Origin of the sequence: Neptunicella sp., assembly GCF_048268085.1 — a bacterium.
GTDB lineage: Bacteria > Pseudomonadota > Gammaproteobacteria > Enterobacterales > Alteromonadaceae > Neptunicella.
In genome coordinates this window covers 94,924-111,498 of the sequence record NZ_JBLWWF010000007.1, presented here as the reverse complement: position 1 = coordinate 111,498, position 16,575 = coordinate 94,924, and the positions used below count along the sequence as shown (strand labels likewise).

15 protein-coding genes and 3 tRNA genes are annotated in these 16,575 nt (G+C 43.9%); 9 read left to right on the top strand and 9 right to left on the bottom strand.

From position 1 onward, the window contains the following. Positions 1-16: 16 nt before the first annotated feature. Positions 17-1,204, bottom strand: a complete 1,188-nt coding sequence (locus ACTD55_RS07720; RefSeq protein WP_438863745.1) for a class I SAM-dependent rRNA methyltransferase — start codon at positions 1,202-1,204, stop codon at positions 17-19. A 44-nt stretch (positions 1,205-1,248) separates the two neighbouring features. Here ACTD55_RS07720 and ACTD55_RS07715 point away from each other — a divergent pair, with 44 nt between their 5' ends. Both ACTD55_RS07715 and ACTD55_RS07710 read left to right on the top strand, forming a co-directional pair. Beyond that, positions 1,249-1,521 carry an acylphosphatase gene (locus ACTD55_RS07715; protein ID WP_438863744.1) on the top strand — a complete coding sequence of 91 codons (273 nt, stop codon included), beginning with the start codon at positions 1,249-1,251 and terminating at the stop codon, positions 1,519-1,521. Between the two features lies 1 nt (position 1,522). Beyond that, positions 1,523-2,503 carry an NAD(P)H-quinone oxidoreductase gene (locus ACTD55_RS07710; protein WP_438863743.1) on the top strand — a complete coding sequence of 327 codons (981 nt, stop codon included), beginning with the start codon at positions 1,523-1,525 and terminating at the stop codon, positions 2,501-2,503. Here the strand turns inward: ACTD55_RS07710 and rnhA are convergent. Beyond that, on the bottom strand, positions 2,487-2,954 hold the full coding sequence (gene rnhA / locus ACTD55_RS07705) for a ribonuclease HI (protein ID WP_438863742.1): 468 nt from the start codon (positions 2,952-2,954) through the stop codon (positions 2,487-2,489). The two genes, ACTD55_RS07710 and rnhA, sit on opposite strands and share 17 nt — an antisense overlap. A 144-nt stretch (positions 2,955-3,098) precedes the next feature. On the opposite strand from rnhA, the gene dnaQ reads away from it, so the two are divergent. From dnaQ to ACTD55_RS07680, 5 genes are all read left to right on the top strand, one after another. Beyond that, positions 3,099-3,803 (top strand): DNA polymerase III subunit epsilon, encoded by a 705-nt coding sequence (dnaQ, locus tag ACTD55_RS07700; RefSeq protein WP_438863741.1) that lies wholly within the window; start codon positions 3,099-3,101, stop codon positions 3,801-3,803. 14 nt (positions 3,804-3,817) lie between these two features. Then, a complete protein-coding gene (locus ACTD55_RS07695; protein ID WP_438863740.1) occupies positions 3,818-5,125 on the top strand; it encodes a TIGR03503 family protein in 1,308 nt (435 codons plus the stop codon). Positions 5,126-5,347: 222 nt separating this feature from the next. Next, positions 5,348-5,424: transfer RNA gene (locus ACTD55_RS07690), tRNA-Asp, on the top strand. Positions 5,425-5,453: 29 nt separating this feature from the next. Further along, positions 5,454-5,530: transfer RNA gene (locus ACTD55_RS07685), tRNA-Asp, on the top strand. Between the two features lie 19 nt (positions 5,531-5,549). Further along, positions 5,550-5,626: transfer RNA gene (locus tag ACTD55_RS07680), tRNA-Asp, on the top strand. 67 nt (positions 5,627-5,693) lie between these two features. On the opposite strand, the gene ACTD55_RS07675 is transcribed toward ACTD55_RS07680, so the two are convergent. The 6 genes from ACTD55_RS07675 to purM form a co-directional block, all read right to left on the bottom strand. Continuing rightward, a complete protein-coding gene (locus ACTD55_RS07675) occupies positions 5,694-6,290 on the bottom strand; it encodes a pentapeptide repeat-containing protein (protein ID WP_438863739.1) in 597 nt (198 codons plus the stop codon). A 1-nt stretch (position 6,291) separates the two neighbouring features. Then, positions 6,292-7,479, bottom strand: coding sequence for a Na+/H+ antiporter NhaA (gene nhaA, locus ACTD55_RS07670; protein WP_438863738.1), 1,188 nt, complete (start codon positions 7,477-7,479; stop codon positions 6,292-6,294). A gap of 154 nt (positions 7,480-7,633) precedes the next feature. Continuing rightward, entirely contained in the window at positions 7,634-10,135 is a 2,502-nt protein-coding gene (fadE, locus tag ACTD55_RS07665; protein ID WP_438863737.1) for an acyl-CoA dehydrogenase FadE, read from the bottom strand. A 149-nt stretch (positions 10,136-10,284) separates the two neighbouring features. Then, positions 10,285-11,049 carry a DUF3108 domain-containing protein gene (locus ACTD55_RS07660; protein WP_438863736.1) on the bottom strand — a complete coding sequence of 255 codons (765 nt, stop codon included), beginning with the start codon at positions 11,047-11,049 and terminating at the stop codon, positions 10,285-10,287. Further along, positions 11,036-11,674: a phosphoribosylglycinamide formyltransferase gene (purN, locus tag ACTD55_RS07655; RefSeq protein WP_438863735.1), complete on the bottom strand. Its 639-nt coding sequence runs from the start codon at positions 11,672-11,674 to the stop codon at positions 11,036-11,038. The genes ACTD55_RS07660 and purN overlap by 14 nt, the downstream gene beginning before the upstream one ends. A gap of 4 nt (positions 11,675-11,678) precedes the next feature. Next, a complete protein-coding gene (gene purM, locus ACTD55_RS07650) occupies positions 11,679-12,716 on the bottom strand; it encodes a phosphoribosylformylglycinamidine cyclo-ligase (protein WP_438863734.1) in 1,038 nt (345 codons plus the stop codon). Positions 12,717-12,885: 169 nt separating this feature from the next. Between purM and ACTD55_RS07645 the strand changes: the two genes are divergently transcribed. Beyond that, positions 12,886-13,971 carry a DUF2066 domain-containing protein gene (locus ACTD55_RS07645; protein WP_438863733.1) on the top strand — a complete coding sequence of 362 codons (1,086 nt, stop codon included), beginning with the start codon at positions 12,886-12,888 and terminating at the stop codon, positions 13,969-13,971. Next, a complete protein-coding gene (gene hda / locus ACTD55_RS07640) occupies positions 13,971-14,672 on the top strand; it encodes a DnaA regulatory inactivator Hda (RefSeq protein WP_438863732.1) in 702 nt (233 codons plus the stop codon). Before ACTD55_RS07645 ends, hda begins: the two co-directional genes overlap by 1 nt. Here hda and ACTD55_RS07635 read toward each other — a convergent pair. After that, positions 14,669-16,573 carry a hypothetical protein gene (locus tag ACTD55_RS07635; RefSeq protein WP_438863731.1) on the bottom strand — a complete coding sequence of 635 codons (1,905 nt, stop codon included), beginning with the start codon at positions 16,571-16,573 and terminating at the stop codon, positions 14,669-14,671. The genes hda and ACTD55_RS07635 overlap by 4 nt on opposite strands. Positions 16,574-16,575 lie beyond the last annotated feature (2 nt).

Below are 16,575 nucleotides of genomic sequence, written 5' to 3'. Positions count from 1 at the left end.
ACTCTTAACGTCCTTACTACAACACCCGGCAAACAATCCCTTTTAAATAAAATCCTTCAGGGAACGCTGAGCTAATTGGATGATCTGCCGCTTGAGTCATACGTTGAATGTACTGTACTTCTCGTCCTGCATCCAAGGCAGCATCAGCCACCACCTTGTTGAATAAATCCGTGGTCATTAATCCAGAGCAACTAAAGGTTAACAGTAAGCCATCGGGTTTTAATATTTGCATTGCTAACATATTAATATCTTTGTAGCCTCGGCAGGCACGATTGAGACTGGCTTTACTGTCAACAAATTTGGGGGGATCCAATACAATCAAATCAAACTGACGACCTTGCTCCCGATATTCGCGCAGCGCGGTAAAGACATCCTGATTAATAAAGTCACATCGAGTCATATCAAGCTGATTAATGTCAGTATTGCGTTTGGCGGTTTCTAACGCTAAATCCGATACATCCAAATGGGTAACATGTTTAGCCCCGGCCGCTAAACAATAGCTGCCAAAAGTGCCGGTGTAACTAAAGCAATTAAGGACATCTTTATCTTTGGCATAGCTTGCTGCAATCGCTCGATTATCTCGTTGGTCGAGATAGAATCCGGTTTTATGGCCTTGTTTGACATCGACAATGATCTTAATACCATTTTCTTCAATGACGACTTCATTGGGGACCTCACCATGTAATGTATCGACTCGTTGTTCAAGCCCTTCTTTTTCGCGGACAGCGACATCTGAACGTTCGTAGATACTGGCATCAGGAAAACATTTTTGTAATGCCCAGATAATTTTGTTGCGATGTTTTTCAGCCCCGGCCGTCAGCAACTGACAGACCAATACACCGTTGTAATAATCTACGGTGATACCGGGTAAACCATCTGATTCTGAACCAATCAGCCTAAAACCGGTTAATGCTTGTTGCTGGATAAGATGTTGGCGTCCCGCATAAGCACGTTCCACTCGACGTAAGAAAAATCCATTATCGATGACTTCATTTTGGTCAAAGGTCCAGATCCGGACCTGGATTTGTGATTCTGGTGACCACGCACCCCGTCCTAGCCATTGTTTGTCACTACTGTAAACATCAACGGTATCGCCGGATCGCAACTTGCCTTCGGTTTTTTCAATGGCGCGGGAGAAAATCCACGGATGTTTTCTGAGTAAAGATTTTTCACGTTCGGGCTGTAAAATGACGCTGGATGACATAGCATGATCAACTGAAATAGAGGAAAAACAGGATCCTATACCAAATGAAACACAGTTGCATAAAAGCTTTTGTGTCGGGGCGAGTACAAGGTGTGTTTTATCGGGCCAGCTGTAAACAGCAGGCAGATGCATTAGGACTTTGTGGTTACGCTAAAAATTTGCCAGATGGGCGAGTTGAAGTTTGGCTGCAAGGGGATGAGTCATCGCTACAAACAATGCTTGAGTGGCTAAGGCTGGGGCCAAGTGCTGCGGTGGTTGAACACGTGCGAAGTGAACAATGCACAGCAGCTAATTTAAGTGGATTCAAGGTGTATTAATATGCGGTATTGTCAACATACAACCAATGATAATGGTTATAAGCTTGATTTAGCTGAAGTGGAGACTCCCACTCCCAATGACGAACAGGTATTAATCAAAGTAGGCGCATTTGGTATTAACCGTGCTGATGTATTGCAAGCCGAAGGAAAATACCCACCCCCGCCCGAACATAGTCCGGTTTTAGGGTTGGAAGTTGCAGGTGAAATAGTTGCCGTCGGAGCAAAGGTGCAGGGCTGGAAAATCGGTGATAAGGTTTTTTGCCTGACTTCGGGGGGCGGTTATGCCGAGTATGCGGTGGTTGATTTCCGTCATCTCATCAGCGTGCCTGAAACGATGCCAATGACAGAAGCGGCTGGAGTGGCGGAAGTCTTTTTAACTGCCTACCAGTCCTTGTTTGAATTATGTCAGTTACAATCCAATCAGAAGGTCTTAATCCATGCCGGTGCCAGCGGAGTAGGGCTGGCAGCCATACAGTTGGCTAAGCATGCCGATTGTCAGGTGGCGGTAACCAGTAGCAGTGCTGAAAAGCTGGCTGTCTGTCAGCGTAATGGTGCGGATTTACTGATTAATTATCGCCAAGATGATTTTGTTGATGTTATTCACCAGCACTGGTCCAGCGTGAATGCGATTGTGGATGTGGTGGGAGCAGATTATTTAAATCGTAATTTAAAAGTGATTGGTTTGGATGGTGCAATAGTGCAGTTAGCCATGCTGGGCGGACGTTATGCCAAGCAATTGGATATCGCATTGTTACTTGGAAAAAGGGTTAAATTACAAGGCTCTACGTTACGTAATCGCTCTGATGCTTACAAGGGGCGCCTGGTTCAGGCGTTTAATCACCAATTTGGCGACTTATTGCAGGGGCATAAACTGTCTGCCAATATCCAGCAGGTATTTGAATTTAGTCAAATACAACAAACCCATCAGATACTGGCGAATAACAGTAATATTGGTAAATTAGTGGTTAGCTGGTCGGTTTAAAACCACTATCAGCAATTAAATTGCTCCCCTCAGCAGCAAGCCTTGCCAAATCGTCGCAGCGTTCATTTTCTGGGTGACCAGAATGACCTTTTACCCAATGCCACTGTACTTGATGTTTTTGATTGGCGGCATCCAGTCGTTGCCATAAATCGACATTTTTGACTGGTTTTTTATCCGCTGTGCGCCAGCCATTTTTGCGCCAGTTATTGATCCATTGGCTAATACCTTGACGCACATATTGGCTATCGGTAGTAAGATCAACCTGACAAGGCTCGCTTAATATTGCCAACGCTTCGACTGCGGCTAATAACTCCATGCGGTTATTGGTTGTCAGGGTAAATCCTTGGCTTAATTCTTTGCGGTGTTGGCCAAACTTAAGTACTGCACCATAGCCACCCGGACCGGGGTTACCCAAACAGGAACCATCCGTATAAATTTCTACATGCTTCATTATATCTCTATCTTTTTACCTGAACCCTAGTATAGCGCAGCAGTATATAACAAAACCGACAACCAATGCAGGCAAGATGTGCGCTCGCATCTTGTTTGGGCTTGGGTATAATGCTGACAATTATTTAATTGAGATAGATTAAACATGCGTCAAATAGTGCTAGATACAGAAACCACAGGTATTGATCCCAAGCAAGGGCATCGTATAGTCGAAATTGGTTGTGTTGAGTTGATTAATCGTCGCTTAACCGGCAATCATTTCCATGTCTATATTAATCCTCAGCGGATTATTGAAGCTGAAGTGGTCGCTGTCCATGGTTTAACCAATGAGCGTTTGGCCGATGAACCGGTATTTAAAGATATTGTTGATGATTTTATAAAATTTATCAGTGGCGCAGAGCTGGTGATCCATAACGCCGCGTTTGACATCGGTTTTATGGATCATGAATTTGGCTTGATTAGTGGGCTGGGAGTTAAAAATACCAGCCAAATCTGCACGGTATTAGACACCTTGGCGCTTGCCCGACAGTTGCATCCCGGCCAAAAAAATAACCTTGATGCCTTGTGTAAGCGTTATGGTATCGATAACTCCCATCGTCAGCTGCACGGTGCCTTGCTGGATGCAGAAATTCTAGCCGATGTTTATTTATTAATGACCGGTGGTCAGACAGCATTAAACCTGTCTGGCAAGTCATCTGAAACGCAAAATCAGCAAGGAGATACCATCCGTCGTTTGGCATCGGATCGAAAACCGTTAAAGATTGTGTCTGCCACAGCCGATGAACTAGAACAACATGAGCAACGTCTTGATTTAGTTGAAAAAGGCGGGGCTTGCCTCTGGAGACAATAAGGTCTTTGCATTCTATGCGTATATATCGTTATTTGTTGGTTTTATTGTTAGCTTGCCATTGCTCTGTATGGGGACAAACGGCAGAAATGCAGAATAAAAGTGCCGACGATCCGCTGACGATGCTGGGCGATGAATATCAAAATAGTATTCCCTTGCTGCAAAACCGTTTTCGCATTGATTATAACGTTAAAGAAGTCAGTATGGTGTTCTTCAGAGCGTTTGGCAGTGCACCTGTAGTGCTGGTTAAACCTGATGGCTCCAAATTATTTGAATCACGTATCAGCGAAGATATAGGGGAGTGGGTCTATTCAGCTAATTATGATGTGATCAAACTAAAAAATCCGATGCCGGGTCCTTGGCAGGCCATGGGACAAATTTTGCCCGGCAGCCGGGTGATGATTTTATCCGAAATTGAATTACACGTACCCTCCTTACCCAAGATTATGTTTTCTGGCGAAATCATGAAGCAAACGGGGCGCCTAACGAATGGGGGGCAGCCGATTGAGTTTAAAGAGTTTCGCGATGTAGTGGACTTATCCATCAAGTTTGTTAGCTCTAATAACCCTAACTACGATAACTTCGGTGCTAATGATGTGGAGATAGCCACCTTCAAAGATGATGGCCGTGGTATGGATGAGGTGCCCAGAGATGGCATATTTACCGGGCAGTACGATTTAACCGTTGGCGATGGTGAGTGGATACCGGTCTTTGTGGTTAATACACCGTTATATAACCGCGAGCAATATGGTGAAAAAGTTCAGGTATTGGACAACCCTATTCATATTAGCGTGGATAAAAATAAAGGGGATAGGGGGTATCATATTTTAAATATTGATGCGGACCGGCAATACGTGGATATGAACAGCCTGTTAATTGATGGTAAGGTGCGCTTTCCCAACGGGGATGTGCAAAACTTTTCCATTACTGACTCTTCTGCTCAAGCCCGCCAGCATAATATAACCCATTACGAGTATGGTATTTTCAGGGTTAAAATCACGGTCTATGGCAATACACTTGATGGTCGTAATTTTATTCTGGACGTACCGGAATATCACTTTTTGATTGAAGAACCAGAGCTCAAAACCATTCCCGTCGGTGGTGCAGACGCTGGTGGCAATGAAGTTGGATTGGATAATCCAACCGCAACGAGTTCGATTGAACCGTCGGCAGGGGAAGGGGCTAATGATATTGCTGAGCAACAAACATCAATATGGTTGATTGTTGGCATTAACCTGTTTTTATTACTGGCCGGTGGCTTGATATTATTTTTTATTTTTAAACCGGCTAAAAATGAGATCAGTCAATCCACTAAGACCGATTAGTTACGGCTTCAATTAAGCGCCAGAAGCTGTACAAAAAATAGCCCTATAAGCCTTGTGTTTACTGGCTTTGCTTAATAAATCAGCAAAACTGCATAAACCTTGCTCACAATGCAAAAAAGCCCTAAAAATAGGTTGACTCGATATAGGTGAAACCGTATCATCTGCGCCGCAGTTGGCTAGGGGCTTGTTCCAAAGTTAACTGCATGATTTATTTGAATAACTGGAGTGGTAGTTCAGTTGGTTAGAATACCGGCCTGTCACGCCGGGGGTCGCGGGTTCGAGTCCCGTCCACTCCGCCAATTCAAATAACTCAGCTTTGATTAAGGTTGGAGTGGTAGTTCAGTTGGTTAGAATACCGGCCTGTCACGCCGGGGGTCGCGGGTTCGAGTCCCGTCCACTCCGCCAACATCAAAGTATCCTTTTAGGAGTGGTAGTTCAGTTGGTTAGAATACCGGCCTGTCACGCCGGGGGTCGCGGGTTCGAGTCCCGTCCACTCCGCCAATTTGGTGACAATGAAAATAAGCCTCTATGAGGCTTTTTTTATGTCTAAATTTTGAATGCGTGTTTGCTAAACTAATTGTATCCCTAAGCTTGCCAACAGATTAAGTGCTTCATACCGACTAAAGGTGGCCTGTTGAACGTTGTTCGTCATGACATCAATATGATAATTAGTCGCATCAGTCAGATTAGCCCCAGATAAATTGGTATTGCCAAACTGGCTATTGCGTAAATCGCTGCCTTGTAGCGATGCTTGTTTAAAATTAGCATCACGAAAGTCTACCTCCTGAGCTTTACAGTGTTCGATACGACTGTGCTGAAAATTAAGACCAAAAAAGCTGGCATTGTTTAACAGGCAATGTTCAAAAGTCACGGCGGCACCGCCAAAGCCAGACCAATCCACCACCGTCCAATCAACTCCAAGTAATTTACAATGTTCAAAGCGTACGTTGTTAAATTTGCTATAAGCGAAACAAGCCAGTGATAAATTGCATTGTTTAAATACACTATCAACAAATCGGCAATGATTAAATTTGGATTGATTAAAATCACATGAAATGAAGGAGCAGGTATCAAACTCTTTATTTTGTAGTGTGGCGTCTATGCTGGACAAGCCATTAAATGACTTATCCAAATATTCGTCTTGGTGACTAGCAAAACCTTCCATATTAGTGGGTTTCAGACGGATTTTTTAAACAGGCACGCAAAACAATAAAGCCGACAATACCGGACAATAACGATCCTAAAACGATGCCTAATCGTTCATCAAACATTATGTTTACCCCAGTTTCTTCGAAGGCTAATCCGCCCACAAACAAACTCATGGTAAATCCAATGCCACATAAAGCGGCGGTGCCATACAGCGTTGACCAGGATATGCCTTGAGGTAATTGTGCTAGCTTTAACTTAATTGATAACCAGCACAGTCCGAAGATGCCGATTTGTTTACCTAAAAACAAGCCTACCGCGATACCTAGCGGTACACCATGCACGAGTTGCTCAAATCCCACACCAGTAAAGTTTATTCCAGCGTTGGCAAAGGCAAATACCGGCAAAATAAAGAATGCCACCACCGAGTGTAAATCGTGTTCCATGCTTTTTAACGGAGAATAACCAGGGGTACTTTTTGATTTGATCGGAATAAACATCGCCAGTACCACACCAGCCAGCGTGGCATGGACTCCAGATTTTAATGTCGCCACCCACATAATAATGCCGACTAAAATATAAAGGCTTTTGGATTCTACATTTTTATAATTAAACAGGGCGAGAACGGGAATGCACAATGACACCACAATTAAAGAGGTGACAGAAATTTTGGCGGTATAGAAAAAAGCAATAATAAGAATGGCACCAATATCATCAAAAATGGCCAGTGACGTTAAAAATATCTTTATTGATGTTGGTACGCGGGAGCCCAGCAGGCTCAATACACCAAGAGCAAAGGCGATATCGGTTGCGGCGGGAATGGCCCAACCTTGCAGCGCGACCGGATCATCATAATTAAAGTACACATAGAGCAGGGCTGGGGCTAACATACCGCCAATCGCGCCGACACCGGGTAATATAATATTGCGCTTATCAGACAATTCACCTTCTATTAATTCTCGTTTTAATTCCAAACCCACCAAGAAGAAAAATACTGCCATTAAGCCATCATTGATCCAAAGTAGTAATGGTTTAGCGATCTCTAATGCACCAACCTGGATTGCTACCGGAGTGGATAAAAACAAATCATAATAGGACGCCAGCGAAGTGTTGGCGCATAGCATGGCCATTAGCGCCGCCAGCATTAATAAAATCCCGCCTGCAGATTCGAGTTTAAAAAAGTCGGTGATAGGGTTGTTGTCTAACATCGTTTTCCTATAAATTGCGTATTTATAACATAGGCTTAAGTATCACATGCCAGTCGACACAGGCCAATACATATCGACAATGCTATTGAACAGGGTCGACATAACCAATAAAAAAGGCACCATAAGGTGCCTTTAATCGATACTCTGTTTTTGGTTAAGATTCACTGTCGGTTGCTTTCTTAACGGTAGCTTTTTTCTTGGCCGGCGCTTTTTTAGCGGGGGCCTTTGGGCTCTTAGGCTTTTCTACCATCAGCTCTTCCGGGCTAAAGTCATCCACATTAATAGCTTGTAAACGTCCGATTTCAGTTCGGGTTAATAACTCGGCTTCCTGCTGATTAATGACGCCCAGTTCCAATCCTTTTTTCGCCAGTTCATCCAGTTGAGTAAAATAGAAACGTTCGTTGGCAGCCTTACAAATTTTGTCATATAAGGGCTCACAAGCGATCACATCTTCTAAGGTTTGTTCCATCTGACCAATTACATTGCCTTCTTCGCGAGTTAAATACTGGCCTTGAATCAAACGATTACGACTTGTTCCCGGCGTTTGCAGTATTTTGGCAATCTGGTGATCAAGCGCATCAGATGGACGTTTATATTTTTTACCAAAGGGAGAAACCAATACTTTAAGTAACATTCCCAGTGCGTTGGATGGGAAGTTTTGTAATAGTTCTTCTTGGGCTATTTCCAATTTATGCAGGCTATCCTGCATTGCCCAATGCATTAAAGGGAGATCTTCCTGTTGACGGCCTTCGTCATCAAAACGTTTTAAGACAGTAGAAGCAAGATAGATATAACTAAGCATGTCACCTAGTCGGGCAGATAAGCGCTCACGACGTTTTAGCTCTCCGCCTAACACACCCATAGATACGTCGGATAACAAAGCCAAGTTAGTGCTAAAGCGTTCCATTGAACGATAATAGCCCGCTGTTTCGTCGCTGAATGGGGCTTTAGCAAATATTGCCCCAGTTAATGATAACCATAGCGCACGAAATACATTGCTGATCGCAAAACCAATATGTCCGAATAATGCTTGGTCGAACTCTTTTAAACTCTCCGCACGATCATTGTTATTTGCGGCATACAGTTCTTTTAACACATAGGGGTGGCAACGCATGGCACCCTGACCGTAAATCATCATATTGCGGGTTAAAATATTGGCCCCTTCTACCGTAATACCGATAGGAATACTTTGATAGCCGCGACCTAAATAGTTATTTGGGCCTAACATAATGCCTTTACCACCGTGAATATCCATGGCGGCTTCCATTACATTACGGGCTTTTTCAGTTAAATGATATTTACAGATTGCGCCAATAACCGAGGGCTTTTCACCTAAATCCACCCCCATGGTACTCATACTGGTAACCGCATCCATTAAATAGGTGTTCCCACCGATGCGAGCCATCATTTCTTCAATCCCTTCCATTTTACCAATGGGAAGTTTAAATTGCCGACGAATGCGCGCATAGGCTCCGGTTGCCATCGCAACGGTTTTACTGCCACCGGCCGAGTTGGAGGGTAGGGTAATACAGCGTCCTACCGATAAGCATTCCACCAACATACGCCAGCCTTGGCCCGCCATATCAGCACCACCGATAATAAAATCAAGTGGGACAAAAATATCTTTACCGCGCACTGGACCATTTTGGAAAGGTACATTTAACGGGAAGTGACGATTACCAATTTCCAGTCCTTTGGTGTCCGCGGGGATCAACGCACAAGTGATACCCAGATTTTCTTCTTCTCCGAGCAAGTGTTCCGGATCGTATAGTTTAAACGCCAAGCCAACGACGGTAGCTACGGGTGCAAGAGTGATATAGCGTTTGTTGAAGGTAAGCTTCATTCCTAATACTTCTTTACCTTCGAACGTTCCCTTACAAACAATTCCACTATCTGGGATCGCACCGGCATCAGAGCCAGCATCAGGGCTAGTTAGTGCAAAACAAGGAATCTCAAGTCCTTCGGCCAAGCGGGGCAGATAATGATTTTGTTGTTCAGGAGTACCATAGTGTTGCAGTAATTCACCTGGACCTAATGAGTTTGGTACGCCCACGGTACTGGATAAAACGGCACCTTTGGCTGACAGTTTTTGCAATACTCGAGATTGAGCATAGGATGAAAACTGCAATCCACCGTATTCTTTTTTGATGATCATGGCGAAAAACTTATTGTCTTTAAGGAATTGCCAAAGCTCAGGGGGTAAATCAGCTAACTTATGGTTTACTTGCCATTCGTCCAGCATGCGACAGGCTTCGTCTACCGGGCCATCCAAAAATGCTTGTTCTTCAGGCGTTAAGCGAGGTTGGGGAATGCTATGCAACTTTTGCCAATCGGGCTTGCCACTAAAGATTTCACCATCCCACCAAACAGTACCTGCATTGATCGCCTCTTGTTCGGTACGAGACATTTCAGGCATGATTTTTTTGTATATTTTCAGAATTGGCAGAGTGATATTTTGTCTTCTGAACGATTCCATATTTAATGGAAGGGCAATTGCCAAGAATAGGATCCATGAAAATAAACCGGTAATGCCAGTGAAGGTACCAATTAGCATCACGGCTGCAATCGCAATGGTTGCATTGATCAGTTTAAGTCGCAGATAGCTGACGCTACCGATGGTTGCAACTAATAAAAGTAGCCATAGTAACCCGTGCATAAAAACTCCAGATTGTAGAGGTCAGACCAGAAGGTTAGAAAGTATTATGTATTTAGGTAAAAATCAAGTAATAGCTTTGATCGATCTTTGATAAATATAACCTAAGTGTATGCATGAAATAGTTATTTAGCAGGAAATCAACAGGGAATTTAATCCTTATTGGTGCTAGTAGGTGAGTCGTTGGTTGATAGGTCGGCTATGGCAGACTTGTTGTTGGGAGAGCAGGTTTCAGGGGTATAGTGGCTAAGACGAATATCCAGTTGTTCATCACCTTCTTTTAGCTGGCGTATGCGCACCATCAGATAATTTAATTCTGGCGCAAACCATATAAAGGTTTCACGTTTTTTACTGTCGCGGATACGGGCTATTTTTAACGCGTCTACTTTGCCGTAGGGTAGTTTGATTTGTTCTTTGTCCTGTAAGGCGAAATCATATTGCTCTTTTTCTCCGCGATAATTCAGCACAGGAAGGCTAAATGCAGTTTGGCCATCTGCCAGATATTGCTTAATCGTCAATTGATACAGTTGATTATCTTGTTCATCTTGCCACGGTAAATAAGCATCATTATTAATCAAAATTCGGTGTTCTATCGGATCAAAGACTGCTTGGAGTTCTTTATCACTGCCAGTACCGGTGCGTGTATATTGGTAACGTAACGACGTGAGTTGCTCAGCTTGCTGACTAAATAAACTGACTTCATGACGATGATCAGACAAAAACAAAAACGAGGCATGAGATTGATAAGTAAGACGATACTGATGATCATTGAGGACTTCGAGTTGTTGGCTGGCTTTACCCAGTTTGGAGCCCGAACGATAGGCTTTATATTCAGCGTGGTAGGGACATAACTCTATCCCTGTCACCATGAATGACAGGGATAGTAATAAATAACTGGCTAACCTAATCGGCCGCATATCCCTTAGCGTCCAGTTGGATCCCATCCATCAATACATTCTCGTTTTGCATAACCAGTCGGCCGGCACAAAACCAATTTACCACCAATGGATATATGCTGCGTTCTTGTTGCTGCACTCGCTCGGCCAGATCTTCGGCTTGATCATCCGCAAATATTGGCACGCGGGATTGAATGATGATCGGGCCTCCATCCAAATCAGGTGTAACAAAATGCACTGACGCACCATGCTCACTATCACCTGCATCGATGGCCCGTTGATGGGTATGTAACCCTTTGTATTTAGGTAATAAAGACGGGTGTATATTTAACATCTTGCCATGATAGTGTTGAACAAAATCCGCTGTCAAGATCCGCATAAAACCGGCCAATACCACTAAGTCAGGCTGATATTGATCGATGCATTGCATTAATGCGCTATCGTAATCTGCACGCTCTGCATAATCCCGGTTGTTTAAGACATGAGCCGGGATCCCGGCATCCGCTGCTCGTTGCAAGCCATACACATCGGGTTTGTTCGAGATCACGGCGGTAACGTTACCGGCAATGTTTTTCGCTTGGCATTGATCAATAATCGCCTGCAGATTGGAACCATTACCTGAAATAAGTACAACAATAGATTTCATGAAATTAGTTAATCTCGACTTGTTCGCTATCAGTTTGTTCGGCAATGCTACCGATTACCCAAGCGTTTTCGCCTGATTCATTGAGTATGTTTACTGCTTGTTCTGCACTGGCTTGGGGGAGAGCTATAATTAAGCCGACACCACAGTTAAAGGTACGGTACATTTCGTGAGTACTGATATTACCTTGTTGTTGTAACCAGTTAAAAATTGCCGGCCATTGCCAACTATTGCCATCGATAACCGCTTTGGTGTTACTCGGTAATACGCGTGGAATATTTTCCCAAAAACCCCCACCAGTAATATGTGAAATAGCATGAACTTCGACTTTTTCTAGTAGTTTCAGTACGGATTTGACATAGATACGGGTTGGTTCCAATAAATGATCAGCCAAAGTGGAATCTTCAAATGTTTGAGTGGGATCTGCACCACTAACTTCCAATACCTTGCGAATCAGTGAGAAACCATTTGAATGAGGACCGGATGAAGCCAACGCGATTAATGTATCACCAGGAGCGACTTTACTGCCGTCGATAACGTCGTCTTGTTCTACGACACCAACACAAAAGCCAGCAATGTCGTAGTCATTACCGTGATACATGCCGGGCATTTCGGCCGTCTCACCGCCGATGAGTGCGCAACCTGCTTGCTCGCAACCTTCACCAATACCGCTAACGACTGCTGCCGCAGTATCTACATCGAGTTTTCCAGTGGCGTAATAATCAAGGAAAAATAGGGGCTCTGCTCCTTGTACGATTAAATCGTTAACACACATGCCTACCAGATCAATACCGACACTGTCGTGGCGACCTAAATCCATAGCTAAACGCAGTTTGGTTCCTACACCATCGGTACCAGAAACCAATAACGGCTTTTTATATTTTTCCGGCAGGGCGCAAAGTGCACCAAATCCACCTAATCCCCCTCTAACTTCAGGTCGATGAGTACGTTTAGTGACGCTTTTAATTCGTTCAACTAATTGATTGCCCGCATCAATATCGACACCTGCATCTTTGTAACTTAAGGATTGTTTGGTTTGGCTCACATTTAACCTCAAAATAACTGGACTTGAAAATCAGCGCGGATTTTATCAGCAATCACCTCGGTTGATAACTGATTTATATTAAGGTTAATGGATATTTCCCTAAATCAATGGATGAAATTGATCACAAATTCGATGACAATAGCGTTTCATAGATAAGGATGGATAAGTCTTGCTGTTACGTAATAATTTTCGACTGTTTTGTTTATTACTCTGTTTGTCACTGTTTAATACCGCACTGGCTGGGGAAGTCGCTTCTCTCTATAACGCTAACGTGTTGATGACCAATAGTATCGATCAAGATAAAGCTGCTCGTGAAGGTCTTAAGCAAGTATTAGTTAAAGTTAGCGGTAATCGTGATGTATTAAAGCAATCTTTAATTCGCGCTAACTTGGCTAAAGCCACTGATTTTCTGTTGTCTTATCAATTTAATGTTGTTCAACAAAGCCGCGTTTATACCGCCAGGTATGATCAATCGAAAGTCGATAAATTACTGCGCACGGCTGATTTACCTATTTGGGGAAAAACTCGTCCAGCTACATTAATTTGGCTCGCAGAGCAGTCCAATGATGACTTTAACCGTGTATTGCTTTCTGAACAGAGTCAGTCGCCAATCAAAGATCAAGTATTGCAGGTCGCCAGTGAACGTGGATTGGATATGAGTTTTCCGTTGCTGGATTTGGATGATTTGATGAAGGTCAGTGCCTACGATGTATGGGGACGCTTTTCCTCACCAGTGATAAAGGCCAGTAGTCGTTATCAGGTTGAATCGCTTGTCATTGGCCGGATTTATCAATCCAAGGAACCAATGGAAAGTCCTGACGATGAGGTGGCTCAAGCCATGTGGCGATTGGATTGGAGTTTTATTTTAGGTAACGAGCAAATTCAGGGCAGTTTTGCTGATTTAAATCAGCATGACGTGATTCAGCAGTTGGTCGATACCGTGGCGGATCATCTCGCCAGTCGTTATGCAATCGATACTCAAACCTCGGCGGTCAGTCACTGGCTAGAATTAACCGTCAATAACGTCAGTGGCTTGGAAGTATATGAAAATGTCAGATTGTTTTTAAATCAGCTCCCAGCGGTGGGGGATGTCAGTTTAAGTCATATTAGCGGCCGTAAAGGCACTTACAAATTACGCATGATTGGCACTGAGCAAGATTTAATTAATGCCTTGAATTTGGATAATCGCATACAGCGGGTAGTCGATCAGTTCGGACAGCCGGTAGCAGAACTGGAATTTGTCTGGACGCCTTAATGAACACTCAATTATCTTTACCTGTTCAGTTGCCGGATGATGAAACCTTCGGCAATTTCATCGTAGGGAGCAATGCGTTATTAGTGGCTCAATTGATGGCGTTGTTTGATCCATCAGTGGACAGTCCAATGATTACCTATATTAGTGGTGAGTCAGGGGTTGGGAAAAGTCATCTGCTTTACAGTGTATGTGCTGAGGCGGATCAACAGGGAAAATGGATCAGCTATATCGATTTACAACAAATCGATTTGTGGTCAATTGACGTATTGGTCGGCTTGGAGCAGTGTGATTATATTTGTGTGGATAATGTTCACGCCTTAAAAGGTCATCGAGATTGGCAGGTCGCATTGTTTGATTTAATTAATCGAGTCAAAGAAATCGATCACGCTCGTTTGGTTATTACCGGTATTGCCGGGCCCGGACAGATGGAATTGGAATTACCCGATTTGCAAAGCCGTTTAGCCTGGGGCGTCAGTTTTGTGTTGCAGCGACTTAACGATGAAGACTGTATCCATATGCTGGTTAAACGTGCCGGGATGCGGGGGATTAATTTACCTGATGAAGTGGGATTATATTTGCTTAATCGCAGTAAACGCGATACTAAAAGTTTAATGAAAGCCCTCAACCGCCTTGATCAGCTTTCGTTGCAACAACAACGTAAGCTGACCATTCCATTCGTTAAACAGGCTCTGGATTTTTAATTTTTTATCGCTTTAGGGCGGCCAATATGTAGGGCTTGCCGTTGATGTTTTAACCAAATTTGATTATCTAACTGACGAGACATCCCTTTAGCCTGTTTACCCGCAAGAACACTCTGTGAAAAGCTGACACCGGTTTGCATATTGGTGACCGGAGGTAGTGAATCTAATACGGTTGAGCTATTTACTTCGGGCAAGATATGATCGATCACATATTTTGCTTTTTGCTGTAAGTGGGCCCGATCAACCCGACTGAATTCACCCCATTCGACGATATTATTGTTATCCAGTATTGCCACTACTGATTTGAAGCCGAGACGGTAACTGATCATCAAATGTTGAAAGAACATGGCCAAATCTTCAGCTTTAGAAGAGTAGTTATAAAAATCTGTTGCATTATCGTCACTGAACAAACTGACAATATCACTGGCGTGATAGGCTTTTTGTTGTGCCGTCGCTGTTTTTCCAGCAAAACTCACCTCCGCTAATTCCAGCATTGTGGTTTCAGTTAGCGGATACATCGCGCTCATCGAGTCTGATGTAGAATCACTATCGTTTGCAGCTTGGTTGGGATCGCTATCAGGAGATAAAGAACTCCAGCGATCTGAACCGATATAATCATTGGCATGAGCCAGTTCATGATACATCAACCAGGTCACCTCAGATTCCATATCGGCAAACTCACGTTGTTGTCTGGCCGCGGCATCGTAATAAGCGAAAGCGGCTTCACCGTTGTGGGTATAGGTCCAGGGCACGCTGAATTGTAATTCATTACCAAAATCGGAGCGGTAATCCGGGGCATCATTTAAACTGTCTCTTTCTTGCGGAGTGAGCCAAAAGTTTTCGGCATCCAGATAAATCGCGCCTGTGGCAGACCAGTAGAAAGAGGGACGCACATCATAGGAAATCACAATAGCAGTGGTCGCCCGCAATAAATTGAGCATATCCGCCGAGACGTTTGATTGCGTTAAATACTGTTTAAAACGTTCGCCCATCCAGTCATGTGAGACCACTAAGCGGGCTAAAATATCATCAATATCAGGTATGGGATGTTCGGTTCCAATCAGCGGTAGCTGAGCAAAAGTGCATGGATTGGTGCGGGTATTACTATAAACACAATCGACCAGTACATCTGCATAAGGACTGTCAGCCAAATAGGGATGAGCACTGTTAGTAACGATTTGTTCCGCGTATTTGGGGAAAATCCCGTCTTGATTAATTTGCGCGTTTTTAACGAGCACATAGACAGTATCGGTAGCATTGCCACCACTAGACAAATTAAGGGTCGCCTTAAATTCCATTAAGGTATCGTAGTCAACGCTTGGCGCATCAAAGAATAGCATATTATCTTGCTTGTCCAGTGTCACTGCCGGTCCGCTGATTTGTTGCCATACCACTGAGTTATAAGCCTTATTTGCATCCACTCGGAGTGACACTTTGCCTTGTTCGACGACTTCATGATCAAGCCTGACTTGCGCTACCGCTGTATTACTACTTTGTACTGACAGACTAATTGAATCGCTGAGAACCCCTTGATCAGTATTGACGCTAAATTCAAAACTATAATCACCGGCTTGATCGGCATCAAAGCCAACCACTTGGCTATGGTTAGCTAGTAAGGTGACTTTGCTCTCCGGAAAACCGGGCCCCGCTGTTTGCTGCCAACTTACCGGACTGCCATTCATGCTTTCAGGTAATAAGGCGACTAACCCAATAGCCTGATGCTGTTGAGCCGATTCGGTCGCCACTAAGGTTAATGCTTCGGGTTCAGATGCCGGGACGGAGGTAGGGGGAGTCGGCGTGGTTGGTGTGTTGCTGCTTGCACCGCCACCGCCCCCACAGGCAACCAGGACTAATAGTAATAAAGGGGATATCGCTTTGAGATTTTTATTCACTCGTTCCATGT